The organism is Caproiciproducens faecalis, from assembly GCF_019448085.1.
GTDB classification, from domain to species: Bacteria; Bacillota; Clostridia; order Oscillospirales; family Acutalibacteraceae; genus Caproiciproducens; species Caproiciproducens faecalis.
The window spans coordinates 549187-572100 of sequence record NZ_JAGFNZ010000002.1; the positions used below are offsets into that span (position 1 = coordinate 549187).

General features: G+C 50.7%; 37 protein-coding genes. 2 read left to right on the forward strand and 35 right to left on the reverse strand.

The window, feature by feature from the left end; all coding sequences use genetic code 11:
- The 6 genes from J5W02_RS06930 to J5W02_RS06955 all read right to left on the reverse strand — a co-directional run bounded on the left by J5W02_RS06930 (position 1) and on the right by J5W02_RS06955 (position 3873).
- The gene (locus J5W02_RS06930) at positions 1-495 is read right to left on the reverse strand and encodes an NADH-quinone oxidoreductase subunit NuoE family protein (RefSeq protein WP_219964941.1); all 495 of its coding nucleotides are present in this window, start codon (positions 493-495) and stop codon (positions 1-3) included.
- Positions 496-707: 212 nt separating this feature from the next.
- Positions 708-1448: a PHP domain-containing protein gene (locus J5W02_RS06935; protein WP_219964942.1), complete on the reverse strand. Its 741-nt coding sequence runs from the start codon at positions 1446-1448 to the stop codon at positions 708-710.
- The gene (locus J5W02_RS06940) at positions 1445-1777 is read right to left on the reverse strand and encodes a DRTGG domain-containing protein (RefSeq protein WP_219964943.1); all 333 of its coding nucleotides are present in this window, start codon (positions 1775-1777) and stop codon (positions 1445-1447) included. Before J5W02_RS06940 ends, J5W02_RS06935 begins: the two co-directional genes overlap by 4 nt.
- Positions 1774-3084 (reverse strand): [Fe-Fe] hydrogenase large subunit C-terminal domain-containing protein, encoded by a 1311-nt coding sequence (locus J5W02_RS06945; protein ID WP_219964944.1) that lies wholly within the window; start codon positions 3082-3084, stop codon positions 1774-1776. Before J5W02_RS06945 ends, J5W02_RS06940 begins: the two co-directional genes overlap by 4 nt.
- Before the next feature lie 10 nt (positions 3085-3094).
- Entirely contained in the window at positions 3095-3529 is a 435-nt protein-coding gene (locus tag J5W02_RS06950; RefSeq protein ID WP_219964945.1) for an ATP-binding protein, read from the reverse strand.
- Complete coding sequence (locus J5W02_RS06955) at positions 3526-3873, reverse strand: DRTGG domain-containing protein (RefSeq protein ID WP_219964946.1); 348 nt, start codon at positions 3871-3873, stop codon at positions 3526-3528. Before J5W02_RS06955 ends, J5W02_RS06950 begins: the two co-directional genes overlap by 4 nt.
- Positions 3874-4120: 247 nt before the next feature.
- Here J5W02_RS06955 and serC point away from each other — a divergent pair, with 247 nt between their 5' ends.
- Positions 4121-5206, forward strand: a complete 1086-nt coding sequence (gene serC, locus J5W02_RS06960; RefSeq protein WP_219964947.1) for a 3-phosphoserine/phosphohydroxythreonine transaminase — start codon at positions 4121-4123, stop codon at positions 5204-5206.
- Positions 5207-5244: 38 nt separating this feature from the next.
- The gene (locus J5W02_RS06965; protein WP_219964948.1) at positions 5245-6417 is read left to right on the forward strand and encodes a phosphoglycerate dehydrogenase; all 1173 of its coding nucleotides are present in this window, start codon (positions 5245-5247) and stop codon (positions 6415-6417) included.
- Positions 6418-6493: 76 nt separating this feature from the next.
- Here the strand turns inward: J5W02_RS06965 and nagA are convergent, their stop codons facing one another.
- The 29 genes from nagA to rpsS form a co-directional block, all read right to left on the reverse strand.
- The gene (gene nagA / locus J5W02_RS06970; protein ID WP_219964949.1) at positions 6494-7630 is read right to left on the reverse strand and encodes an N-acetylglucosamine-6-phosphate deacetylase; all 1137 of its coding nucleotides are present in this window, start codon (positions 7628-7630) and stop codon (positions 6494-6496) included.
- 191 nt (positions 7631-7821) lie between these two features.
- Positions 7822-10068 carry a hypothetical protein gene (locus tag J5W02_RS06975; protein ID WP_219964950.1) on the reverse strand — a complete coding sequence of 749 codons (2247 nt, stop codon included), beginning with the start codon at positions 10066-10068 and terminating at the stop codon, positions 7822-7824.
- A 295-nt stretch (positions 10069-10363) separates the two neighbouring features.
- Positions 10364-10705 carry a 50S ribosomal protein L17 gene (rplQ, locus tag J5W02_RS06980; RefSeq protein WP_219964951.1) on the reverse strand — a complete coding sequence of 114 codons (342 nt, stop codon included), beginning with the start codon at positions 10703-10705 and terminating at the stop codon, positions 10364-10366.
- Positions 10706-10739: 34 nt separating this feature from the next.
- Positions 10740-11693, reverse strand: coding sequence for a DNA-directed RNA polymerase subunit alpha (locus J5W02_RS06985; protein WP_219964952.1), 954 nt, complete (start codon positions 11691-11693; stop codon positions 10740-10742).
- 72 nt (positions 11694-11765) lie between these two features.
- Entirely contained in the window at positions 11766-12392 is a 627-nt protein-coding gene (gene rpsD, locus J5W02_RS06990; RefSeq protein WP_219964953.1) for a 30S ribosomal protein S4, read from the reverse strand.
- 33 nt (positions 12393-12425) lie between these two features.
- Positions 12426-12836, reverse strand: coding sequence for a 30S ribosomal protein S11 (gene rpsK / locus J5W02_RS06995; RefSeq protein WP_038325906.1), 411 nt, complete (start codon positions 12834-12836; stop codon positions 12426-12428).
- A 19-nt stretch (positions 12837-12855) separates the two neighbouring features.
- The gene (rpsM, locus tag J5W02_RS07000; protein ID WP_219964954.1) at positions 12856-13224 is read right to left on the reverse strand and encodes a 30S ribosomal protein S13; all 369 of its coding nucleotides are present in this window, start codon (positions 13222-13224) and stop codon (positions 12856-12858) included.
- Positions 13225-13262: 38 nt separating this feature from the next.
- On the reverse strand, positions 13263-13376 hold the full coding sequence (gene rpmJ / locus J5W02_RS07005) for a 50S ribosomal protein L36 (RefSeq protein WP_022174947.1): 114 nt from the start codon (positions 13374-13376) through the stop codon (positions 13263-13265).
- A gap of 30 nt (positions 13377-13406) precedes the next feature.
- Entirely contained in the window at positions 13407-13625 is a 219-nt protein-coding gene (gene infA / locus J5W02_RS07010; RefSeq protein WP_219964955.1) for a translation initiation factor IF-1, read from the reverse strand.
- A complete protein-coding gene (locus J5W02_RS07015) occupies positions 13625-13894 on the reverse strand; it encodes a KOW domain-containing RNA-binding protein (RefSeq protein WP_219964956.1) in 270 nt (89 codons plus the stop codon). Before J5W02_RS07015 ends, infA begins: the two co-directional genes overlap by 1 nt.
- An 11-nt stretch (positions 13895-13905) precedes the next feature.
- On the reverse strand, positions 13906-14658 hold the full coding sequence (gene map, locus J5W02_RS07020; protein WP_219964957.1) for a type I methionyl aminopeptidase: 753 nt from the start codon (positions 14656-14658) through the stop codon (positions 13906-13908).
- A gap of 2 nt (positions 14659-14660) precedes the next feature.
- On the reverse strand, positions 14661-15293 hold the full coding sequence (locus J5W02_RS07025; RefSeq protein WP_219964958.1) for an adenylate kinase: 633 nt from the start codon (positions 15291-15293) through the stop codon (positions 14661-14663).
- Between the two features lie 16 nt (positions 15294-15309).
- On the reverse strand, positions 15310-16644 hold the full coding sequence (gene secY / locus J5W02_RS07030; RefSeq protein ID WP_219964959.1) for a preprotein translocase subunit SecY: 1335 nt from the start codon (positions 16642-16644) through the stop codon (positions 15310-15312).
- A 1-nt stretch (position 16645) separates the two neighbouring features.
- Positions 16646-17086 (reverse strand): 50S ribosomal protein L15, encoded by a 441-nt coding sequence (gene rplO, locus J5W02_RS07035; protein WP_219964960.1) that lies wholly within the window; start codon positions 17084-17086, stop codon positions 16646-16648.
- Positions 17087-17104: 18 nt separating this feature from the next.
- Positions 17105-17284 carry a 50S ribosomal protein L30 gene (rpmD, locus tag J5W02_RS07040; protein ID WP_219964961.1) on the reverse strand — a complete coding sequence of 60 codons (180 nt, stop codon included), beginning with the start codon at positions 17282-17284 and terminating at the stop codon, positions 17105-17107.
- A gap of 14 nt (positions 17285-17298) precedes the next feature.
- Positions 17299-17796 carry a 30S ribosomal protein S5 gene (rpsE, locus tag J5W02_RS07045; protein ID WP_304518474.1) on the reverse strand — a complete coding sequence of 166 codons (498 nt, stop codon included), beginning with the start codon at positions 17794-17796 and terminating at the stop codon, positions 17299-17301.
- Between the two features lie 15 nt (positions 17797-17811).
- Positions 17812-18171, reverse strand: coding sequence for a 50S ribosomal protein L18 (gene rplR / locus J5W02_RS07050; RefSeq protein ID WP_219964962.1), 360 nt, complete (start codon positions 18169-18171; stop codon positions 17812-17814).
- A gap of 18 nt (positions 18172-18189) precedes the next feature.
- Positions 18190-18738, reverse strand: coding sequence for a 50S ribosomal protein L6 (gene rplF / locus J5W02_RS07055; protein ID WP_219964963.1), 549 nt, complete (start codon positions 18736-18738; stop codon positions 18190-18192).
- A 15-nt stretch (positions 18739-18753) separates the two neighbouring features.
- Positions 18754-19152 carry a 30S ribosomal protein S8 gene (gene rpsH, locus J5W02_RS07060; RefSeq protein WP_219964964.1) on the reverse strand — a complete coding sequence of 133 codons (399 nt, stop codon included), beginning with the start codon at positions 19150-19152 and terminating at the stop codon, positions 18754-18756.
- A gap of 23 nt (positions 19153-19175) precedes the next feature.
- A complete protein-coding gene (locus J5W02_RS07065; RefSeq protein WP_038325921.1) occupies positions 19176-19361 on the reverse strand; it encodes a type Z 30S ribosomal protein S14 in 186 nt (61 codons plus the stop codon).
- 12 nt (positions 19362-19373) lie between these two features.
- Positions 19374-19913 carry a 50S ribosomal protein L5 gene (gene rplE / locus J5W02_RS07070; RefSeq protein ID WP_219964965.1) on the reverse strand — a complete coding sequence of 180 codons (540 nt, stop codon included), beginning with the start codon at positions 19911-19913 and terminating at the stop codon, positions 19374-19376.
- Between the two features lie 16 nt (positions 19914-19929).
- Positions 19930-20250: a 50S ribosomal protein L24 gene (rplX, locus tag J5W02_RS07075; RefSeq protein WP_219964966.1), complete on the reverse strand. Its 321-nt coding sequence runs from the start codon at positions 20248-20250 to the stop codon at positions 19930-19932.
- A gap of 16 nt (positions 20251-20266) precedes the next feature.
- A complete protein-coding gene (gene rplN, locus J5W02_RS07080; RefSeq protein ID WP_038325924.1) occupies positions 20267-20635 on the reverse strand; it encodes a 50S ribosomal protein L14 in 369 nt (122 codons plus the stop codon).
- Positions 20636-20665: 30 nt separating this feature from the next.
- Entirely contained in the window at positions 20666-20923 is a 258-nt protein-coding gene (rpsQ, locus tag J5W02_RS07085) for a 30S ribosomal protein S17 (protein ID WP_219964967.1), read from the reverse strand.
- A 19-nt stretch (positions 20924-20942) separates the two neighbouring features.
- Positions 20943-21149 (reverse strand): 50S ribosomal protein L29, encoded by a 207-nt coding sequence (gene rpmC / locus J5W02_RS07090; RefSeq protein WP_219964968.1) that lies wholly within the window; start codon positions 21147-21149, stop codon positions 20943-20945.
- On the reverse strand, positions 21149-21574 hold the full coding sequence (gene rplP, locus J5W02_RS07095) for a 50S ribosomal protein L16 (protein WP_219964969.1): 426 nt from the start codon (positions 21572-21574) through the stop codon (positions 21149-21151). Before rplP ends, rpmC begins: the two co-directional genes overlap by 1 nt.
- Positions 21574-22239 carry a 30S ribosomal protein S3 gene (gene rpsC / locus J5W02_RS07100; RefSeq protein WP_219964970.1) on the reverse strand — a complete coding sequence of 222 codons (666 nt, stop codon included), beginning with the start codon at positions 22237-22239 and terminating at the stop codon, positions 21574-21576. Before rpsC ends, rplP begins: the two co-directional genes overlap by 1 nt.
- A 20-nt stretch (positions 22240-22259) precedes the next feature.
- Positions 22260-22595, reverse strand: coding sequence for a 50S ribosomal protein L22 (gene rplV, locus J5W02_RS07105; protein ID WP_038325932.1), 336 nt, complete (start codon positions 22593-22595; stop codon positions 22260-22262).
- A 21-nt stretch (positions 22596-22616) separates the two neighbouring features.
- Positions 22617-22898 carry a 30S ribosomal protein S19 gene (gene rpsS, locus J5W02_RS07110; RefSeq protein WP_219964971.1) on the reverse strand — a complete coding sequence of 94 codons (282 nt, stop codon included), beginning with the start codon at positions 22896-22898 and terminating at the stop codon, positions 22617-22619.
- Between the last annotated feature and the right edge of the window lie 16 nt (positions 22899-22914).

Consider the following 22914-nt stretch of genomic DNA (forward strand, 5'->3'; position numbering starts at 1 on the left):
TTACTCGTATTTTGCCAGTACCTGTTCCACTTCTTCCGGGGTCATGCGTCCGTAAACATCCCCGTTCACCGTCAGTACCGGAGCCAGACCGCACGCACCCACACAGCGGCAGGCGGTCAGCGAATATTTGCCGTCCGGAGTGCACTCCTCCGGCTGAATGCCCAATACGGAAGTCAATTTGTCCAGCACAGCCGCCGCACCCTTGACATAGCAGGCCGTCCCCAGACAGATCGAAACATTATATTTTCCTTTGGGTGTAAGCGAAAACTGCGAATAAAAAGTGGAAACACCGTATACTTCTTCCAGCGGCACGCCCAACCCCTCGGCAACGATGCTCTGCACCTCTACCGGAAGGTAGCCGTAAACCTCCTGTGCTTCCTGCAAAACAGGCAGTATTGCGCCTTTTTGCTGCTTATGCCTTTCGATAATTTCATCGAGCTTTTCCCTCTGCTCGACGGTTCCCTGAAAAGGCAGGCTGCTGATACGTTTTTGCATTCTTGTTCCTCCTTGCGGTTAATCAATGCAGGAAAAATGTCGTGGCGGCGACAAAAGTTTCCTACAATCCATTGTTTTTTAGTATATCATACACAAATTGCAAAATCTATGTTTTTTGTTAAATAAGTCACAAAAATTTATTAACAAATGTCACTGTTTTAATGAAACACTGTTAAAAAATAACAGCCGGCACTTTTTGGTGCTTTCGGCTGTTATCCTCTGTCCCATTCTGTTTGTATTTCTCTGTTCAGCGCCGCTATGAGACATTCCGGCGTCTTTTCCGGAAGCAGAACCGACGCGGACGCATCAGTCATATTTTCAAGATAATGGGCGTCTGAGTTTTTTAAAAAAATCTTATCATTCAGTTCCGGGTGGCTCAGCAGAAGGGATTTCACATCTCCCCCTTCACTGATTTCCGCCGCGGTAAACTCCGCCTCCGGGGGAAGAAAACCCAGGTTTGAAATCACACTGTACGCGCTCTTGTCAACATGGGCGGGAAAGGCCGTTCCCCCGTAACCGCGCACCAGCTTCTGCACCCGGTTCACACTGATGGACGAAGCGTTGAGCAGAAGAGCCTCTTCTTCGCCGATCACCGTATCCTGTTCGTCCATTACGGTCTGTCGGCCGAAAATTTCCGGCCGGTTCCGGATCTTGGGCATCCGCTCCTCCACATACCGGCCGAAAGCAAGCGCCGCCTCCACCGTTGGAAAAAGGCAGATCACATGCGCCTCCTCCTGCGTACACAGCTCCATGCCCGGCACAACGGGCAGCCCGTTCTTCGCACCGGCTTTGACCGCCGCGGGCGTGTTGCGGCAGGAATTGTGATCCGTCACGGCAATCATATTGTAACCAAGCAGCAGCGCCATGTTTACAATATTGTTAGGGGTCATGTCGTCGCTGCCGCAGGGCGACAGGCACGAATGTAGATGCAGATCATAATATACGCGGTTCATCCCAAAAGCTCCGCCAGTTTCAGACCCAGTTCGTAACTGTTTTTCCGGGAGGTAAGCACCGCCAAATCAAGTTCCCTTGCTTTGTCCCGCGCCTGTTCATCCAGCGGGGCCGAGTCAGTCAGGATGATGCAGGCGGCATCCTTCAGCGAAGCCACCGCCACCGCGTTAATGTTGCCCATGACGGTGAGCCACGCGGCGTTTTCCGGCAGCCGCGCCATCACCCAGCTGAGCAGGTCGCCGGTATATCCCCCCGTCACGGGCCGGTTCAGACTGTCCTTTCCCGCCAGTACCGTCAGGGAAAGAGTTTCTGCAAGCTCTTTTACTGTCATGATTTTTTATCCTCCTCATCACTCTGCAGTGGGAAAGTCCCCATGGATGACAGGGCGTCGGCAACCATCTTGATTTCCTTTCGCATAATAAAAATACACTGGTTTTTCTTTGCGAATCCGCGAACAATGTCCTCCGCCAGCGCACGGCAGGTCGGCGCGCCGCAGGAACCGCAGTCCAGCCCGGGCAGCTCCTCGCAGATCTTATCGATTTCCGCCATCATTTTGAGCGCCTCGTTCATATCGTCGGAAAGCTTCAGAACCGGGGTGAACAGCAGGTTCTTCTGCCACTTCATGCCGCCCGGGACTTTTCCGTCAATGTGGTTCTGCGAAACGGGCAGGTACCGGCGCAGGCGCTGGAGTCTTGCCTTTGCGACATAGGCGTTTTCCACACAGAGAACCCCGCCGACGCATCCGCCCGAGCAGGCGTTCAGCTCTATAAAGTTCAGTTCCCTGATTTTTTCGTCTTCCAGCTCTTCCAGTACGCGGATAACATTTTCGATTCCGTCCGCTGCCAGATATTTGTCGTTGAGCAGCGCAGAGGATTCCCCCCCGCTGGAGGCCCACCCAACCCCGATAATCCCGGAATGGGCAAGCGGTTCCACGGATTTAACGTTTTCCATGGCGGCGGCAAGCTTTGCAAAAATCTCGCTGATGGCAATCGCACCGTCCACCTCTGATTTTTTGCAGCTGATCGGCATCCGGATCGCCGTGACCTTGGCCGGGCAGGGAGTGATAAAGAAAGCCCCGATCTGGCTGCGGGGCAGCCCGGTCTTTTTCATCGCCTCGCGCTTCGCGATGCGCGCGGCTGTCTCCATTGGGGAATTCAGCTGGAGCACATGGGAGCAAAGGTCGGGGAAGCGCACCCGGATCAGCCTGACCACAGCGGGACAGGCGGAGCTGATGACCGGTTTTTCCAGCTTTCCCTCCTGCATCAGCTTTCTGGTTACCTCGGAAACCAGCTCGGCGCTGCGAGAAACTTCAAACACCTCGTCAAACCCAATGTCCTTGAGTCCGGTCAGAACAATGTCAATATCGTCCAGATTGTTGAACTGTCCGTAAAGCGTGGGCGCGGGCAGAGCAATCTTGTATTTGAAATTCTGAATCATGTCAAGGCTGTCGGACTTCGCCTTCTTGGCGTGGTGCGGGCAGACACGGATACATTCGCCGCAGTCGATGCAGCGCTCCGAAATGATTCGGGCCTTGCCGCCGCGTACGCGGATTGCCTCTGTCGGACAGCGTTTGATGCAGTTGGTACACCCCATGCATTTATCTTTATCCAGTGTAACCGAATGGAAAAACTGGTTCATGATTCCCACCTCACTGTTTCTTTTTCGCAAGCACCGTCATTCGCAGTGTGGTTCCCTCGCCCACCTTCGTATGAATTTCCATGGTATCGCTGCATTTTTTCATATTGCTCATGCCCATGCCTGCTCCAAAACCCAGCGCGCGCACTTTGTCAGGCGCGGTAGAGTAGCCCTCGCGCATGGCAAGGTCAACGTCACTGATACCGGGTCCCCGGTCGGCCAGAACCATCTCTATTTTCTCGGGGCTGATTTCCACATGCGCCTTTCCGCCCCCCGCGTGGATTACCATGTTAATCTCCCCTTCATACATGGCAATGGCAACACGGCGGATTGCGTCCGGGTCATATCCGATCTGCTTCAGCTTATGTTTCACGTCGCTCGACGCTTCGCCTGCGCGGGTAAAATCATCACCCGGCACAACGTAATCGAAAGATAGGGTGTTGTTCAACTTTTACAGCCCCCACTTAAACCGTTTGTATAGAGAAGGCCGCAGGCAGTAAACATCCTGTGATGAGTTTTCAGAAGGGTGATGTCCTTTTGCCGGGCAAGCTCCACCACATCCGGCGCGGGCTGTTTTCCCCTGACAAAAATGACGCAGCGCATATCCATCATCTCGGCTGTGCGGACGGCCTGGGGATTGTTCAGACCGGTCAAAAGCACCGACTGATCCTTGACAAACGCCAGCACGTCGCTCATCATATCGCTTCCGCAGGCTGTTTTGACTTCCGCGTTCAGATCTCCCTCTGTAATAATTTCCGCGTCCAAAATGGAAACCACGTCGTTTACCGTCATATCAATCACTCCTGAAAATTTATATTATGTACAATAAATTCCTTTTCCCATCCTGATTTATAGGTATATTATAGCATAATTTACCGGTTTGGCAACAAAAGAATCCGCCGCCCGCAAACCCAGGCGCCACGCGGCCTCAATTAATTTTTTCGCGTCATTGACTTTAACTAGCTAAAGCGATATAATTATTAATTATATCTTCAATATGGCAGTAAGCCATAAAATTTAAAATGGAGGTTGCGCTTAAATGAAACGTGTCTACAACTTTTCCGCAGGTCCCTCAATGTTGCCTGAACCAGTGCTGCGCCGTGCAGCTGCAGAAATGCTGGATTATGAGGGCAGTGGCCAGTCCGTAATGGAAATGTCCCATCGATCTAAAATCTATGAGGGAATTATCAGTTCTGCGGAAAGTTTGCTTCGTGAAGTGATGAATATCCCCGACAATTATAAAGTTCTCTTTTTACAGGGCGGTGCTTCCTCCCAATTCGCAATGGTACCGATGAACCTGATGACCAAAAGCAAAAAGGCCGATTTTGTCCTGACCGGACAGTGGGCCACAAAAGCTTATCAGGAGGCGGCCCGCTACGGCGCTGCCAACGCGGTCGCGTCTTCCAAGGATAAAACCTTCAGCTATATTCCCGAACTGAATCCGGAAACCTTTACAAAGGACGCGGATTATTTCCATATCTGTATGAACAACACGATTTACGGAACAAAATACCACCAGCTGCCGGAAACCGGAAACGTCCCGCTGGTCGCGGATATTTCCTCCTGCATCCTGAGTGAGCCGATCGACGTCAGTAAATTCGCGCTGCTTTACGCCGGCGCGCAGAAAAACATGGCTCCGGCGGGCCTGACCGTAGTGATTGTCCGCGAGGATATGATCGGCCACGCCATGGACATTACCCCGACCATGTTCAACTACAAGACCCACACGGACAACGGTTCCATGTTCAACACGCCGCCGTGCTACTGCATCTATATCTGCATGCTGGTGCTCGACTGGATCAAAAACACCGTCGGCGGGCTGGAGGAAATGAAAAAAATCAACGAGAAAAAGGCGGGTCTTCTCTATGATTTTCTGGACAATTCCAAGCTGTTTAAGGGAACCGTTGTACCAAAGGACCGCTCCCTGATGAATATCCCGTTTGTAACCGGCAGCGACGAGCTGGACGCAAAGTTTGTCAAGGAAGCCGGCGCGCTCGATTTTGTCAATATCAAGGGGCATCGCTCCGTTGGCGGAATGCGCGCCTCGATTTACAACGCAATGCCGGTTGAGGGCGTTGAGAAGCTGGTTCAGTTTATGGGCGAGTTTGAAAAGAACAACCTGTAAAACGAATCCTTGAAAATACGAAGTGTAGGTGAATAGATATGTATGAGATAAAATGCCTGAATAAAATTTCGGAGGTCGGTACCAGCCGTTTCGATGAAAATTACCACTGCAGCGAATCCGTGGAAAATCCGGATGCCGTTCTGGTGCGCTCCGCTTCCATGCACGACATGGAGCTTCCGAAAAGCCTGCTCGCCATTGCAAGAGCGGGCGCGGGCGTCAACAATATTCCTCTGGACAAATGCAGCGAGCAGGGCATTGTTGTGTTCAACACGCCCGGCGCGAACGCAAACGCGGTCAAGGAGCTGGTGCTGGCCGGTCTGCTTCTTTCCTCCCGCAAAATTGTTCCCGCCATCGAGTGGGCCAAGACGCTGAAGGGAAAGGGCGACGAGGTCGGAAAACTGGTGGAAAAAGGCAAGGGCGCGTTCGTCGGCCCTGAAATCGGCGGCAAAACCCTCGGTGTTGTCGGACTCGGAGCCATCGGCATTCTGGTTGCCAACGCCGCAAGGAGCCTTGGCATGGAAGTTTACGGTTACGACCCCTACCTTTCCGTGGACGCGGCGTGGGGCCTTTCCCGTTCCATCCGGCACGCCCGCACACTCGATGAAATTTACGCTTCCTGTGATTATATCACGGTGCATGTTCCGCTGACGCCCGATACGAAAGGGATGATTAATAAGGAATCCATTGCGAAAATGAAGGACGGCGTTCGCCTTCTGAACTTTGCGCGCGGGGACCTTGCGGTGTCTTCAGACGTGATTTCCGCTCTGGAGTCCGGCAAAGCGGCCGCCTATGTTACCGATTTCCCGAGCGACGACATGCTCGGTGTCGACGGTGTCATCGCGATTCCCCATCTGGGCGCTTCCACTCCGGAGTCGGAGGACAACTGTGCGCGCATGGCTGCCGGGGAGCTGATGGAGTACCTGCAGAACGGCAATATCAAGAATTCCGTGAATATGCCCGCGGTTTCTATGCCGCGCGACTGCTCCTCCTGTTCCATCCGTATCTGTATTCTGCACCGCAACATTCCGAACACCATCAGCCGCCTTTCCGGTGCGCTGGCGGAAAGCGGCATCAACATTGAAAACATGCAGAGCAAATCCAAGAAGGATTATGCTTATACCATTCTCGATGTAACCGGGGACGTTAAGGAAACCACCGCCGAGCACATTCAGACTTTCCCGGAGATTATCCGGGTAAGAATTCTCAGATAAAGCTGATTTTCAGTACAAAAAGGGGCTGCTGCAAAACTTTGGTTTTGCAGCAGCCCCTTTAAAATACATTCTGCTCTCAGCGGTTATCCGCCGCAATTTTTCCCCGGGCGACAACCATTTTAATATTCAGATCGGAGTCAAGCACAACCAGATCAGCAAATTTGCCCGTCTTAATGCTGCCGATTCTGCTTTCTTCATGAATCTCCCTCGCCGGGTTCAGGGTAGCTGCCTGAACGGCCTGCAGAAATGGAATCCCAAATCCGACCAGATTTTTCACTTCCTGATGAAGGTTGGTGGTGGAGCCCGCTAAGGTTCCGTCCTTCAGTCTGGCCGCGCCGTTCTTAACATATACCGTCTGTCCGCCAAGGTCGGACACCCCGTCCGGCTGGCCCGCTGCGCGCATGGAGTCGCTGATGACGACCACACGGTCCTTCCCCAAAATGGAGAACGTGATACGGAGCACCGCCGGGTCAATGTGCAGACCGTCACAGATCATTTCCGCCGTGACACGTCCGTCGTCAAACACGGCGCCGACAACGCCCGGTTCCCGGTGCGTCAGGCCGGGCATCGCGTTATACAGATGGGTAACGTGTGAAACGCCCATTTCAAACGCGCGCCTGGCGGCAGCATAATCCGCAACCGTGTGGGCGATGGATACGGTGCAAAGCTTGGAAGCTTTCCGGATAAATTCCTCTGCGCCGGGGTTTTCCGGAGCGATATCCACCAGCTTGATAATGCCGCCGTATGTATCGTACAGGTTTTTAAACTCTGTAAAGTCAGGGTTCTTTACATACTCCCCCGCCTGTGCGCCCTTTCGATGAATGGAAATATAGGGGCCTTCCATGTTTACACCCGCAATGGCAGAGCCTTCCGGAGGTTGATCCATACATTTCTTTACGGTTTCCAGCGCGTGGGCAATCTCCTCGTGAGAAACGGTCATGGTCGTCGGACAGAACGAGGTAACGCCCTCCCGCACCAGCTTTGCGCACATTTTCGCAAGTCCGGCGGCATCCGCGTCACAGGTATCCGCTCCGACACATCCATGGATATGGATGTCGACAAAGCCCGGCACGATCACGCATCCGGAAAAATCATATTCCTCTTGCCCGTTAAGTCCCGGACCGATGGAAGTGATCTTATCCCCCTCCACTGCAATATCGGAATTGCACAAATGAAAGCTGTCGTCCACAATTTTAGCATTTTTCAGAATCATCTTCCTACACCTCTGCTGTATTTACAGCCATTAAAAATAAACAGGGTATATTGATCCTCCCTGTCGAGTTAAGAAAAAATATTTCATCCTTTATCTGTATTATAAACCGAAAAAATATTTTATTCAAGGTGTTTTAAAAGAACAAAAGGGCTGCCGTAAAACGGCAGCCCTTTCCATGCTGAAAAAATTCTTTAAGAGATGGTAACGACGCAAAGCTTCTGAGCCGACTGTCCGGGAAGAGAAGCATAAATGCCCGACTGCTGGCCGGACTTGCCGATCGCGGTGATCTTATAGAAGAAATCATCGCCCGTGTGGCGCAGTAGCGTCACCTGGAATACACCGGCGGAACCCGTGTTGAAATTCACGGAAGAAGCGCCGGGGGCGGTAATTTTAAACTGATAGGATGCACTTTTTGCAATGCTGAAATTGCTGTTGGTGTCGGATTTGAGGGTGGGCGTTGCCGCCGCGCCGACCGTAACGGCACACACTTTCTTCGCCACCTTGTCGGCTCCTGTCATATAGAAGCCTGCGGACTGGCCCGGCTGACCGATTGCGGTAATTTTATAATAAACATTGCTGCCTTCGGTTTTTACCTTCTCCGTCTTAAAGACTCCGTTGGAGCCAGGGTTAAAGCTGATTGCATTGCTGATCTTGAAAGTGTAGCTTGCGCCCTGTTTCAAAGTAAAGTCATTGTTGGTGTCGGATTGCGCCTCAGGAGCGGCACCGACCGTAACAACACAGACTTTTTTTGCCGCCTGGCCGGCACCCGCCATGTAGAAACCGGCAGATTGTCCCGGCTGGCCGATGGGGGTAATTTTATAGAGAGCATAATTGCTGCCGGTTCCCACTTTTTCGGTTTTGAACACGTCGTTGGAACCGGGGTAGAAGCTGACAGCGTTGCTGATTTTAAAGGTGTAACTTGCACCCTGCTTTACTGTAAAGTCATAGTTGGTATCCGATGTCGGCTCAACGGCCGCCGCAACGGTGACGACACAGACCTTCTTTGCCGCCTGACCGGCGCCCGCCATATAGAAACCGGCGGACTGGCCCGGCTGGCCGATCGCGGTAATCTTATAGTCGGTGATATTGCCCTCGGACTTTACTTTCTCGACCTTAAACACACCGTTGCTGCCCGGATTAAAGCTCGCTGCGTTTGTAAGTCTGAAGGTGTAGCTTTCGCCCTGCTTCAGAGAGAAATCCGTGTTTGTGTCGGACGTCGGCACGTTATTGCCCGGCTTGGCCGTAACGCTGCTGAACTGATAGGTATAGTCGCTGGCGTATTCGCTGTCCGGAAAGCTGACAGTCAACCCTGTTTCCGCGTCGGTCGGGCTGACAGCGGTCACCTTGTAGTAATAATCGATGCCTTCCTTCTTTTCGAACTGTACGGAAACAACTCCGGCCGTATCTGCAGCGACAACCGGTACACCGCCGCCCATAATGGAAAGCTTGTAGGTATAGGACTGACCCTGTTCCAGCGTAATGTTTTCTTCATCTTCCGTTGTAACAACCGGGAAATCATCCTCTTCATTGGCAGTCACATAGAAGGAAGCTGTCTCTTCGCTCAGTTTCACGGTAATCAGTGTGGTACCCGGCTCCAGTGCCTTTACCTTGTATGTATACTGATTGCCGACATGAGCCACAGGGGTGATCTCCACAGCGCCTTCTCTGCTGGTGGTGATGCTGTGCTCGATGCTGGGCAGGTTACTGGTAACCACAAAAGTGTACTCATCATTTACATTGCAGAGATACTGACCTGCGGTATCAATATGAAGAATCTCGTTCTCAATCACACTGACATTGCACAGCTTCTGCGGAACGTAGCCGATCGCACCTGTATAAAGTGCCGTGGATGTTCCGACATCTCCCACGGCGTCCACACGGTAATAGAAATCACCGTTCGCTTCATCATAATCCATCAGTTCCAGATTCAGGACACTGCCATCCTCTGCAGCAAGATAAGGGATGGAGAAAGTATCATTGTCCTCATAGTGCAGCTTAATGATGTTGCTGCTGCCCTTTGCAAGGGAGTAATCCCCTTCTACATCCGTCGTAATCGTGTAGGGAAGCTCTCCTGTGCCGTCAACAGTCAATGTTTTGCTGACCGTTGTGCCGTCAGAAGCGGTAAAGGTCAACGTCGCCTGACCCTTGCCCATTGCCGCCACATCAAAATAGTAGGATCCGTTCTCCACATCCTCTAAAACGACGTCGACTACGGCAGGGTCGCTCGACTCTCCGGTAAGCGTCAGCTGTGAATCGCTGACTGTCGCTTCCATGCCGTAATACATGGAATACAAATCCAATGTTTCCAGTGCATTGAACTCATCTGAAAAAGTAATTTGTGTCTCTTCTTCCGCCGCAAAAGCAGCTGTATTTCCAAATACTGAAAATACAAGCGAAAGCGCCAGAATCATGCTGAATACTTGCAGAATTTTTTTCATGGTTCTTTTCCTTTCATTCTGTTAATTATTTTCCCAAAGTTGGTATTTCCGACTTTCCTATTGTATAGGAACTCAATAACAGAATAAAATGGAAAGAAGAATAATTCTTTACTGTAATTATTGCCAGTTTTTCAACCTGTTTTATCCTAAAAAGTATCCACCTGTTTCCTTTTAAAAACACCAGTATTTATAAGCATTTTTTTCAATTTTCATCCACGGGTCCCTTTGGGAACCGTAAAAGAGCAGCAAAAAAGGCCGCCGCAAAAGCGGCAGCCTTTTACTGTAAGCGATAAAATTAAATCAGTTCGATAATTCCCATTTCGGCAGCGTCGCCGCGGCGGGGGCCAAGCTTGCTGATGCGTGTATAACCGCCGTTGCGGTCGGCATACTTCGGAGCAATCTCATTAAACAGTTTATTCGCAACGTCTTCCTTTGTAACAAAGGCCAGAACGAGACGTTTGTTATGCAGATTGTTTTCCTTCGCAATCGTTATCATTTTCTCGGTCATGGAGCGAACCTCCTTGGCGCGAGTAACTGTGGTTTCGATTTTACCGTTCTCTAAAAGAAAGGTAACCATCGCCCTTAACATAGCGGTTCTGTGGTCAGTGTCTCTTCCGAGCTTTCTGGTTCCGGGCATCGAAATATCACTCCTTTACCTTAGGTTGGCGCAACTATTCGTCATCTTTGCGCAGATTAAAACCGAGAGAGGCCATCTTCCAGACAACCTCCTCAAGGGATTTGCGTCCAAGGTTGCGTACCTTCATCATGTCCTCTTCGGACTTGTTGATAAGGTCTTCAACCGTATTGATCCCGGCGCGCTTCAGGCAGTTGAAGGAACGGACCGAAAGATCCAGCTCTTCAATCGTCATTTCCAGCACCTTTTCCTTACCCTTGTCATCCTTTTCGACCATGATCTCTGTGCTGCTGCCCTTGTCGGACAAATCAACAAACAGATTCAGATGCTCGGTAAGAACTTTTGCGGCTAAAGAAACGGCTTCCTGTGCGCCGATGGTTCCGTTGGTCCAAACTTCGAGTGTGAGCTTGTCAAAGTCGATGCTCTGGCCCACACGGGTTGGCTCCACTTGATAATTCACCTTATAGACAGGAGTATAAATGGAATCAACCGGAAGCTCACCGATCACGTTGGCGTTCATGTTTTGCTTGTTGCGTTCGGCAGATACATATCCGCGCCCCTTATCCAGGGTCAATTCCATATACAGCTTTGCTCCGTCGCCCAAAGTAGCAATGTGCATGCTCGGGTTCAGGATTTCAACCTCGCTGTCGCACTTGATAGAGTCGGCCGTTACATCACACGGACCTTCCGCAGCGATTTCCACTGTTTTCGGTCCATCGCAATGGAGCTTGGCGGTCAATCCCTTGATGTTAAGCACGATCTCGGTGACGTCTTCTTTCACTCCGGGTATGGTTGAAAACTCATGAAGAACGCCGTCTACTTTGATAGACGTGACTGCAACGCCCGGCAGCGATGATAAAAGAACACGCCTTAGACTGTTGCCCAAGGTTGTGCCAAAGCCACGCTCAAGCGGTTCTACAACAAATTTGCCATAGGTCCCGTCATTACTTAAAACTTCTGTCTCTATTTTTGGCTTCTCAATCTCGATCATTAGCGACCCTCCTTGACATATAGCGGATTAATTTATCAGCCATGATGTTTTTTATGCTGTCATAAAACGGCATTACTTGGAGTACAACTCAACGATGAGAGTCTCATCGACTGCAAGGTCAATATCCTCACGGGTTGGTAATGCAATGATCTTGCCTTCCAGGGTTTCACGATTGATGTCAAGCCACTTCGGAACCGGATGAGCCGAGTTCGCCTCAATGACAGCTTTGATTTTTTCGCTCTGACGGCTCTTGTCCTTAATGGAAATCACTTCGCCCGGCTTCGTCAGGTAGGAAGGAATGTCCACTCTCTTGCCGTTCACGGTAAAGTGACCGTGAACTACCAGCTGACGGGCCTCTGCTCTTGAGCTGCCCCAGCCTAAACGGTAAACAACGTTGTCAAGACGGGATTCCAGAATTGTGAGCAATTCGTCACCGGTCTTTCCTTCTTTGCGTGTTGCAAGGTCATAGTAGCCCCTGAACTGGGACTCCAGTACACCATAGTAACGTTTTGTCATCTGTTTTGCGCGCAGCTGAAGGCCATACTCAGAGGTCTTTTTACGGCCCTGACCATGCTGGCCCGGAGCATACGCCCGGCGGGTAACCCCGCATTTGTCTGTATAGCATCTTGCGCCTTTTAAGAAAAGCTTTTGACCTTCACGGCGGCAAAGTTTGCAAACAGCATCTGTATATCTTGCCATATTATGGTTGCACCTCCTATATCGGTTTTGTTACTATACGCGTCTTCTCTTCGGAGGACGGCATCCGTTGTGCGGAATCGGAGTAACATCTTTAATCATGCTGACTTCAAGGCCGGCGCCCTGAAGTGCGCGGATAGCGGCCTCACGGCCGGCGCCCGGTCCCTTTACAAAAACCTCAACCGTTTTCATCCCGTGCTCCATCGCTGCTTTAGCGGCGGTCTCGGCTGCGGTCTGAGCGGCGAAAGGAGTGGACTTTCTGGAACCTCTGAACCCTAATTCACCGGAACTTGCCCACGAAATTGCATTACCCTGTGTATCGGTAATGGTAACAATCGTGTTGTTAAAGGTGGACTGGATATGAGCGGCTCCGCGATCTATATTTTTACGCTCACGGCGTCTGCGAACTGCGGTGCCTTTTTTAGCTGCGCCCTTTTGTGCTGCCATCTTTTGAATCCCTCCCTATTTACTTCTTCTTGTTGGCCATCGTCTTTCTGGGACCTTTGCGTGTACGCGCATTGGTTTTGGAACGCTGGCCTCTTACCGGCAGACCCTTGCGATGACGAACACCACGGTAGCAGCCGATTTCAATCAGTCTCTTAATGTCAAATGCTACGTCGCGGCGAAGATCGCCTTCCACGCGGCAGTTATGGTCGATATACTCTCTGAGTTTTGCCGCATCATCTTCTGTTAAATCCCTTACGCGGATGTCCGGGTCGATGCCTGTTGCTGCACAAATATCCGTTGCAGTCTTGCGACCGATACCGAAAATATAGGTAAGAGCAATTTCGATGCGCTTATCTCTGGGCAGATCAATACCTGCTATACGCGCCATACTGGTTGCACCTCCACTGTTAATAGGTTTGCGCCAAATTAGCCCTGGCGCTGCTTATGCTTCGGGTTTTCACAGATAACCATGACTTTACCCTTGCGCTTAATAATTTTGCATTTTTCACAAATTTTCTTGACAGAAGGTCTTACTTTCATTTGTGCGCCCTCCCTTAGCGAGTGTTTGTTTTACTTTGAACGCCATGTAATACGTCCGCGCGTCAAATCGTAAGGCGACAGTTCTATTGTAACCTTATCGCCCGGCAGAATGCGGATGAAATTCATCCTGAGCTTGCCGGAAATGTGCGCGAGTATTGTATGGTGGTTTGGAAGCTCTACCATAAACATTGCGTTAGGCAGCGCCTCGGTTACTACGCCTTCAGTTTCAATTACGTCCTGTTTCGACATTAATTACCCTCCTCTTGTGGAAAACGGCCCCCGGCGCTAAACGCCGAAAGAGCAGCTCGTATTTCACGGTTGGTCTGCATTGAACCTTCGGCCAATACGGTTTTGGTAGGACAAAGATGTTTGAGCTTTTTCCTTTTCGGGTGGTCAAGGCTGCGGCGCTTACCGTCGCAAATCATCGCGAATCCGGCGTCTGCCTCAAGTACCGTGAAAAAGCCGTCCTTGTCGCGTCCCGCGGCCGACCGGACAACCAGTCCTCTGACAAAGTCCATCGTGTACCCCCTTAATCCGGCAGTGTTAAAATAACCGGACCATCCGGGGTAATGGCAATGGAGTGTTCAAAATGCGCGGAAAGCTTGCCGTCAGCGGTTACGGTCGTCCAACCGTCCGCAAGGGTTTTTACTTCCTTTACACCCTGGTTAATCATTGGTTCAATTGCAATGGTCATGCCTGGCAACAGGCGCACGCCCCTGCCGGGTGTGCCGTAATTAGGAACACTTGGGTCTTCATGCATCTTCGCACCTACTCCGTGGCCGACAAAATCCCGTACCACCGAGTAACCGCGAGCTTCGGTATACCGCTGGACCGCGCTGCCGATGTCGCCGATCCGGTTGCCGGCGGTAGCGGCTTTAATGCCTTCAAACAGGCTTTCGCGTGTTGCATCCATAAGGGCCTGCGCTTCAGGGCTTACCTTGCCGCATGGAAAAGTCCACGCGTTATCACCTACAAAGCCCTCGAAAGTCGCGCCGATGTCAATGCTGACAATGTCACCCTGCCTGATAATTGTGCCCTTATGTGGTATACCATGGATAACCACGTCGTTTACGGAAATACATGCGCTTGCCGGAAAGCCGCCATACCCGAGGAACGTGGGTTTTGCACCCTGTTCCTCAATGTATCGGCGGGCGGCACGGTCGATTTCCCAGGTAGAAACCCCGGGTTCGACCATTTTGCCGGCCAGCTTTAATGCTCTTGATGATACCCTGCCCGCTTCCCTCATAAACTGAAGTTCACGGCTGGTTTTAAGAACTATCATGATTACGCCTCTAATGCTGCAAGAAGAAGTTTTGTAGTGTGCTCCACATCTTCTTGCCCTTCTACTGTGCAAAGCTTGCCCTGATTCAGATAGTAGTCCTTTAGGGGCTCGGTTTGCTCGTGGTACACATTTAAGCGCTCTTTCACCGTATCCGGGTGATCGTCCTTGCGCTGAACTAGGGTGCCGCCGCATTTGCTGCAAACTCCCTCAACTTCCGGCTTTTTGTAAAGCAGGTGGTAACTGGCTCCGCAGCTTTCGCAGACACGGCGTCCGGACATACGCTGCACAATCGTCTCGTCAGGGACTTCAATATTGATGACCTTGTCGATACGAACGCCCATTTTGTCCAGAGCCTCGGCCTGGGGAATCGTGCGCGGGAACCCATCCAGGACAAACCCGTTCTTACAGTCGTCATTGGCAAGACGCTCTTGAATGATGCCGATAACTACCTCGTCAGGAACAAGCTTTCCCGCGTCCATAAAGGACTTGGCGCGAACTCCCATCTCAGTGCCGCTTTTCAGCGCTTCACGGATAATATTACCCGTGGAGATCGCAGGAATGTTAAAACGCGAGCAGACGACTTCTGCCTGCGTGCCTTTGCCGGCGCCGGGGGCGCCGAGAAGGATCAGATTCATATTCTTTCACTCCTTATCAATCAAGGAAGCCTTTGTAGTGGCGCATCATCATTTGCGACTCCATCTGCTTCACGGTTTCCAGCGCAACGCCAACCAGAATCAGGATGGAAGTTCCGCCGATCGACATGTTGTGCATGCCGGTAGCCGCACCGAAGCCGATGGGCAGCAGAGCGATAACCGCAAGGAACAATGCCCCAATTAAAGTGATCTTTGAAAGAATCTTCGCAATAAAGTCAGAAGTCGGTTTGCCCGGACGAATACCGGGAATCGTCCCATTGTTCTGACGAAGATTATTGGCCATCTCTACCGGATTATACTGAATTGTCACATAGAAATAAGCAAACATGATAATCAGCAGGAAATACATAAAGGAATACATCCATCCGGTGGAGGAGAAAGCTTCGAAAAAGCCCTTCCAGAATCCGGTTGTTACCTTGTTGCCAAGGAACAGCTGAATCGTGCTGGGAATAGAAAGAATAGAACTTGCAAAAATGATCGGCATAACGCCGGACATGGCAACCTTAATCGGAATATGGCTGCTCTGACCGCCGTACATCTTCCTTCCAACCATACGCTTGGCGTACTGGACCGGAATGCGGCGCTCCGCGTCATTCATAAATACAATGACCCAGATGACCAGCAGGAAAATCACCACAAACATCGGAACAAAGAAATAATACTTGCCATATGTTGAGGCGTCCTGATTCGCTGCCTGCAGATACTGGCCAAGCAAGCTGACTGTATGCGGCATTCTCGCCACAATACCGGAGAACAGTAAGATGGAAATACCGTTTCCAATCCCCTTTTGGTTGATCTGTTCGCCCAGCCACATCATCAACGCGGTACCTGCGGTAAACGCCATGATGATTACGAAAGCGGCAAACACCTGCTCCCAGCCCTTGGTGTACTTTGCGATCGGTACACCCTGATAGGAACTGTTGCGCAGATAGAAGAAGTAAGCAGTACCCTGAATCAAGCCAAGACCGACGGTGACGTAGCGGGTCATGGTGCCGATTCTCTTGCGGCCCTCTTCGCCTTCTTTTGCCAGTCTTTCCAGCGCCGGAATTGCAACTGTTAAAAGCTGCATAATAATGGAGCTGTTAATGTAGGGCGTAACGCTCATTGCAAACAGTGTACCGTTTGCAAAAGCGCCGCCGGAGAGCATGTCAAGGTAGCTCAGTGCCGAACCGGTCTTGTCAACCGTGGTCATGAGTCCCTTCAATGCGGTTACATTGAGGAACGGAACCGGGATGACTGCACCGAAGCGGAAAACCATAATGATAAACAGCGTAAATAGAATCTTTTTGCGTAGATCGGGAATAGACCAGGCATTCTTAATTGTTTGAAACAACTTAGATCACCTCTGCCTTCCCACCCGCGGATTCTATCTTTTCCTTCGCAGCCTCGGAATAAGCAGTAACCTTTACTGATAATTTTTTTGTCAGATTGCCGTTACCAAGGATCTTGATCCCGTCACAGCAAGTTTTTACAATACCCGCATCAATCAGCGCCTGGGTGTCTACCACAGCGCCGTCCTCGAACTTGTCGAGAGTGCCTACGTTAACCGTAACGATGGTTTTAGCAAAAATATTGTTAAAGCCTCTTTTTGGTATACGTCTCTGCAAAGGCATTTGACCGCCTTCAAATCCGGGACGCATGCCTCTGCCCGCTCTGGCCTTTTGACCTTTGTGACCCTTGCCGGCAGTTTTTCCCTGACCTGAACCGTGTCCTCTGCCAATACGCTTGGGCTCCTTTGTGGAACCGGGTACAGCAGTTAGTTCATGCAACTTCATTTACTCGCACCTCCTTGCTTACGCTTTGCTTACCTCGATGAGGTGGATTATCTTGGCCACCTTGCCTTTGGTCTGTTCGTTTTCCGGCTGAACGGAAGTGTCGCCGATCTTAAAAAGACCAAGAGCCTGGGCGGTTGCAATCTGGTCCTTTTTGCTGCCGATAAGACTTTTTATCAGCTTTACTTGAAGCTTTGCCATATTGCTACCCCCTATTAAAGAATATCTTTTACCGATTTGCCGCGTGTTGCAGCGACTTCACCGGCAGTACGCAGCTTGGACATCCCGTCCAAAGTTGCTCTGACCACATTAACTGGATTGTTGGAACGCAGGGCTTTTGTTCTGATGTCTCTGATGCCGACTGCTTCTACAACAGCACGAACCGGGCCGCCGGCAATAACGCCGGTACCGGGAGCGGCAGGCTTCATCAGAACTCTGCCAGCGCCGTATGCGCCGATGATTTCGTGCGGAATCGTTGAGCCGCGCATTGCAACCTGAATCAGGTTCTTTTTCGCGTCTTCAATTCCTTTGCGGATCGCGTCCGGGACTTCTCCCGACTTCCCGATGCCGAAGCCGACTGTACCGTTTCCGTCGCCGACTACTACCAGAGCAGCGAATTTGAAGATACGGCCGCCTTTTACGGTCTTGGATACACGATTAATAGCAACTACATGTTCTTTGAGTTCCATAGATGTTGCGTCAATTCTAGCCAAAAGTATTCCTCCTTCTTAGAACTTGAGGCCGCCCTCACGGGCGCCTTCGGCCAGCTCTTTGACGCGGCCGTGGAAAATATAGCCGCCGCGGTCAAATACGACCTCGGTGATGCCCTTTTCAGCGGCACGTTTGGCAATAAGCTCGCCAACCTTGCGTGCGGCATCCTTGTTTCCGCCATTACCATTGAAATCCTTGTCCAGTGTGGAAGCTGCTGCAAGAGTAACTCCCTTTACGTCGTCGATAATCTGGGCGTAGATATTGGTGGTAGAGCGAAATACATTCAGGCGTGGGCACTCTGCTGTGCCGGAAATTTTACCGCGCACCCTGCGGTGACGGTTAAGCCTGGCTTTATTTGTGTCAGCCTTATTCACCATTTGTTATTCACTCCTTACTTACTTCTTAGCGCCCTTACCGGCCTTGCCTTCCTTATGGCGGACAAATTCACCGGTATAACGAATACCCTTGCCCTTATACGGCTCAGGCGGACGTTTCTCGCGCACTTCAGCGGCAAACTGACCAACCTGCTGCTTGTCAGGGCCCGAGATTACGATTTTGTTTGCAGTTGGGCACTCGATGGAAATACCATCGATTTCAGGAACAATGACCTGATGAGAATAGCCAAGATTCATCACAAGGTTTTTGCCCTGCTTCAACACACGGTAGCCAACGCCCAAAACGTCAAGCTCTTTCTTAAATCCGTCCGTTACGCCTACAACCATGTTGTGGATCAGCGTGCGGGTAAGACCGTGCAGAGATTTGTTTTCTTTTTCGTCGTTGGGACGGGTGACGAGCACTTCGCTGCCTTCCACGGAAACGCTCATGTTGTGATGAACCTTCTGTGTCAGCGTGCCCTTCGGCCCCTTGACGGTGACAACGTTGCCGTCAACCTGAACGGTGACGCCAGCGGGAATATTTATGGGTTTTCTTCCAATTCGCGACATTACTGCACCCCCTTGTTACCAGATAAATGCGAGAACCTCGCCGCCTACATTCTCTTTGCGGGCCTGACGGTCAGTCATAATGCCCTTGGAAGTAGAAATGACAGCGATGCCCAGGCCCTTCATGACCTTTGGCAGATCCTCTGCGTTGGAATAGATACGAAGGCCTGGCTTACTGACTCTGCGCAGACCGTTGATGGCGGAAACTTTGTTCTCGCCATACTTAAGATTTACTTTGATAATGCCCTGCTTGCCGTCCTCTGTAACCGTATAATTCTTTACATAACCCTCGTCAACAAGAATCTGCACAATGGCCTTTTTCATGTTGGAAGCGGGAATGTCAACCGAATCGTGCTTTGCAGAAACTGCATTGCGAATACGGGTGAGCAAATCAGCAATTGTATCTGTAATTTGCATACCGTTACCTCCTTTGCTAAGCTTTACCAGCTGGCCTTTTTCACGCCCGGGATCTCACCTTTGTGAGCAAGCTCCCTAAAGCATATACGGCAAATTCCGAACTTGCGAAGGTAGGCATGCGGCCTGCCACAGATTTTGCATCTGTTATATTCGCGAGACGAGAATTTCGCAACTCTCTGCTGCTTAATTTTCATAGAAGTCTTGGCCACAATATTCCCTCCTTATTTCGCAAACGGGGCGCCCATGAGTGTTAAGAGCTCTCTGGATTCCTCGTCGGTGTTTGCGGTCGTTACGAAACAAATATCCATTCCGCGGACCTTGTCGATTTTGTCGTATTCGATTTCAGGGAAAATCAGCTGCTCTTTGACGCCCATGTTGTAATTGCCGCGGCCGTCGAACGAGTTGGCATTGATTCCTCTGAAGTCTCTTACGCGCGGGAGAGCAACATTGAAGAGCCTGTCTAAGAACTCATACATTCTGTCGCCTCTGAGTGTTACCTTAACGCCGATATTCATGCCCTCACGGAGCTTAAAGTTAGCAACTGATTTCTTCGCTTTGCAGATCATCGGCTTCTGGCCGGTAATCGTAGCGAGATCGGTTGAAATGGCGTCAATTACCTTTGCGTTTTCCTTTGCTTCGCCGGCGCCAACATTGATGACGATCTTCTCAAGCTTCGGAATCTGCATTACGCTTTTATAAGAAAACTTTTTCATCAGCGCAGGTGCGACTTCATTTTGGTAGTATTCCTTCAGTCTTGCCATGTCGTTTTATCCTCCCTTACAGCGCTTCGCCGCATTTTTTGCAAACGCGTTCCTTAGTGCCGTCCTCATAAATCTTATGCGAGACACGTGTGGGTTTGCCGCAGCGGGGGCAAACGACCTGAACCTTACAGGCATACAGTGCGCTTTCGGCTTTTACGATACCGCCCTGTTCACCCATTTTGCGGGCTTTAACATGCTTAGAAACCATGTTGCGGCCCTCAACGATGACCTTCCCCTCTTCAGGGCTTACGGCCAGAACTTTGCCCTTCTTGCCGCGTTCTTTGCCATTTAAAATGACGACGGTGTCACCCGTTTTAACATGAACTTTTTTATTCATCAGTGAGCACCTCCCATCATAGCACTTCAGGGGCAAGACTTAAGATTTTCAAATAGTCTTTGTCACGCAGTTCTCTGGCCACAGGCCCGAAAATACGTGTTCCCCTCGGATTTTTGTCGTCTTTGATGAGGACAGCCGCGTTTTCGTCAAAGCGGATGTATGTTCCATCATCACGGCGAACGCCAAAAGCAGTGCGAACAATGACTGCCTTAACGACTTCGCCTTTTTTTACAGTGCCGCCCGGAGCCGCTTTTTTAACGGAAGCGACCACGACGTCACCTATATTGGCATACCTTCTGCCGGTACCGCCGAGAACGCGGATGCACATAAGCTGCTTCGCGCCGGTGTTGTCGGCAACGTTGAGGTAAGTCTGCTGTTGAATCACAGTGCGTTCCTCCTTTGCTTAAAGCCAAAATTATTTGGCTTTCTCTATAATCTCGACGAGACGCCATCTTTTCTCTTTGCTAAGCGGACGGGTCTCCATCACACGCACGCGGTCACCGATTGTGCATTCATTGTTTTCATCATGTGCCTTCAGCTTCACGGTACGCTTGATAATTTTGTTGTAAAGCGGATGCTTTACTCTATTTTCTATTGCAACCACGATAGTCTTATCCATCTTGTTGCTGACGACCTTGCCAACCTCTGCTTTTCTAATATTCCTATCGCTCACAGATTAATCCTCCCTTCCGTTACGCATTTGCGCTGCCCTTGATTTCGATCTCGCGCAAAACTGTTTTGACACGGGCGATATCCTTTTTGACAGCGGAGATACGCATCGGGTTATCGAGCTGATTAATGGCAAGTTGGAAACGCAGGTTGAAAAGCTCGGCCTTGAGGTCCTTAAGCTTACTTTCAAGCTCTGCTGTAGTTAATTCTCTGACTTCTGAGGCCTTCATTACTGCTCACCACCCGTTTCTTCCTTCTTAACAAACTTGCACTTAATCGGCAGTTTGTTGGACGCCAGACGTAAAGCTTCTCTCGCAGTTTCTTCGGAAACTCCGCCGATTTCAAACATAACTCTGCCCGGTTTTACAACTGCGACCCAGTACTCAGGGGAACCTTTACCGGAACCCATTCGGGTTTCTGCCGGTTTCTGAGTGATCGGCTTGTCTGGGAAAATCTTGATCCATACCTGACCAAATCTTTTGCAGTAACGTGTCATAGCAACACGAGCCGCTTCAATCTGGTTAGAAGTAATCCATGCCGGCTCTAAGGCCTGAAGGCCGAAATCGCCGTAAGTTACCTTGTTCCCGCGGTAGCACTTTCCGGTCATACGGCCGCGATGTACTTTGCGGTATTTTACACGTTTAGGCAACAGCATTATTTACTGCCTCCTTCCTTACGAGGCTTGCGGTTGTCCACAAGGACTTCGCCTCTGTAAATCCAGACCTTTACGCCAATGCGGCCATAGGTTGTGGCAGCCTCGGCAAAGCCGTAGTCGATGTCGGCACGGATGGTCTGAAGGGGAATCGTACCGTCATGGTACTGCTCGCGTCTTGCAATTTCAGCACCGCCCAGACGACCGGACACCTGGGTTTTAATACCCTTGGCGCCAAGCTTCATGGCACGGCCGATGCACTGCTTCATTGCGCGGCGGAAAGAAATTCTCTTTTCGAGCTGCTGTGCAATGTTTTCAGCAACAAGCTGAGCGTTTAAGTCAGGGGACTTTACCTCTACAATGTTGATTGTAACAGGCTTCTTGAGGATGCTCTCGCACTGAAGACGGAGTTTCTCAATTTCTGCGCCGCCCCTGCCGATTACCATACCCGGCTTGGCACAGTGAATATGAACGCGAACCTTGGAAGCGTCACGCTCAATTTCAATTTTCGGAATGCCTGCCGGATAAAGCTGCTTCTTCAGCACCTTGCGCAGTTTGTAGTCTTCAACGAGAGTATCGCCGAAAACGTTGTCCTTCGCGAACCAGCGGGAATCCCAATCTTTAATTATGCCCACGCGAAACCCGTGGGGATTTATTTTCTGGCCCATAGTTTACCTCCTCTTCCGCCTTATTCTTTTTCCTTGAGCACGAGGGTAACGTGCGAAGTTCTCTTCTCAATTCTAAACGCGCGACCCTGCGCTCTGGGACGAATGCGCTTGAGGATCGGGCCCGGACATACGAAGCATTCCGCAACGTAAAGTCTGGAAACATCCATATTGTGGTTATTCTCAGCGTTAGCCATGGCCGACTTCAATAACTTCTGCAGATATTCTGTGGCGGCCTTTGGTGTATTCTTGAGGATAGCCATTGCAACGTCAGCCGGCTTGTTGCGAATGAGATCAAGCACGATCTGAACCTTGCGGGGCGAAATACGGGCGTACTTTAAATAAGCCCTTGCTTCCATGCTATACACTCCTTTCGGCCGTTATCTACTCGGCGATGATGTTTTGGAACCGGCATGTCCTTTAAAAGTTCTGGTGGGTGCAAACTCGCCGAGCTTGTGACCGACCATATCTTCCGTTACATAAACCGGAACGTGCTTGCGGCCGTCGTGGACCGCGATTGTATGACCAACGAAATCAGGGAAAATGATGGAGGCTCTGCTCCATGTTTTGATGATTTTCTTTTCGCCGGCCGCGTTCATTTCTTGAATCCTTTTAAGCAGCACAGGCTGAACATAAGGACCCTTTTTTATGCTTCTGCCCATAGATGATAAGCTCCTT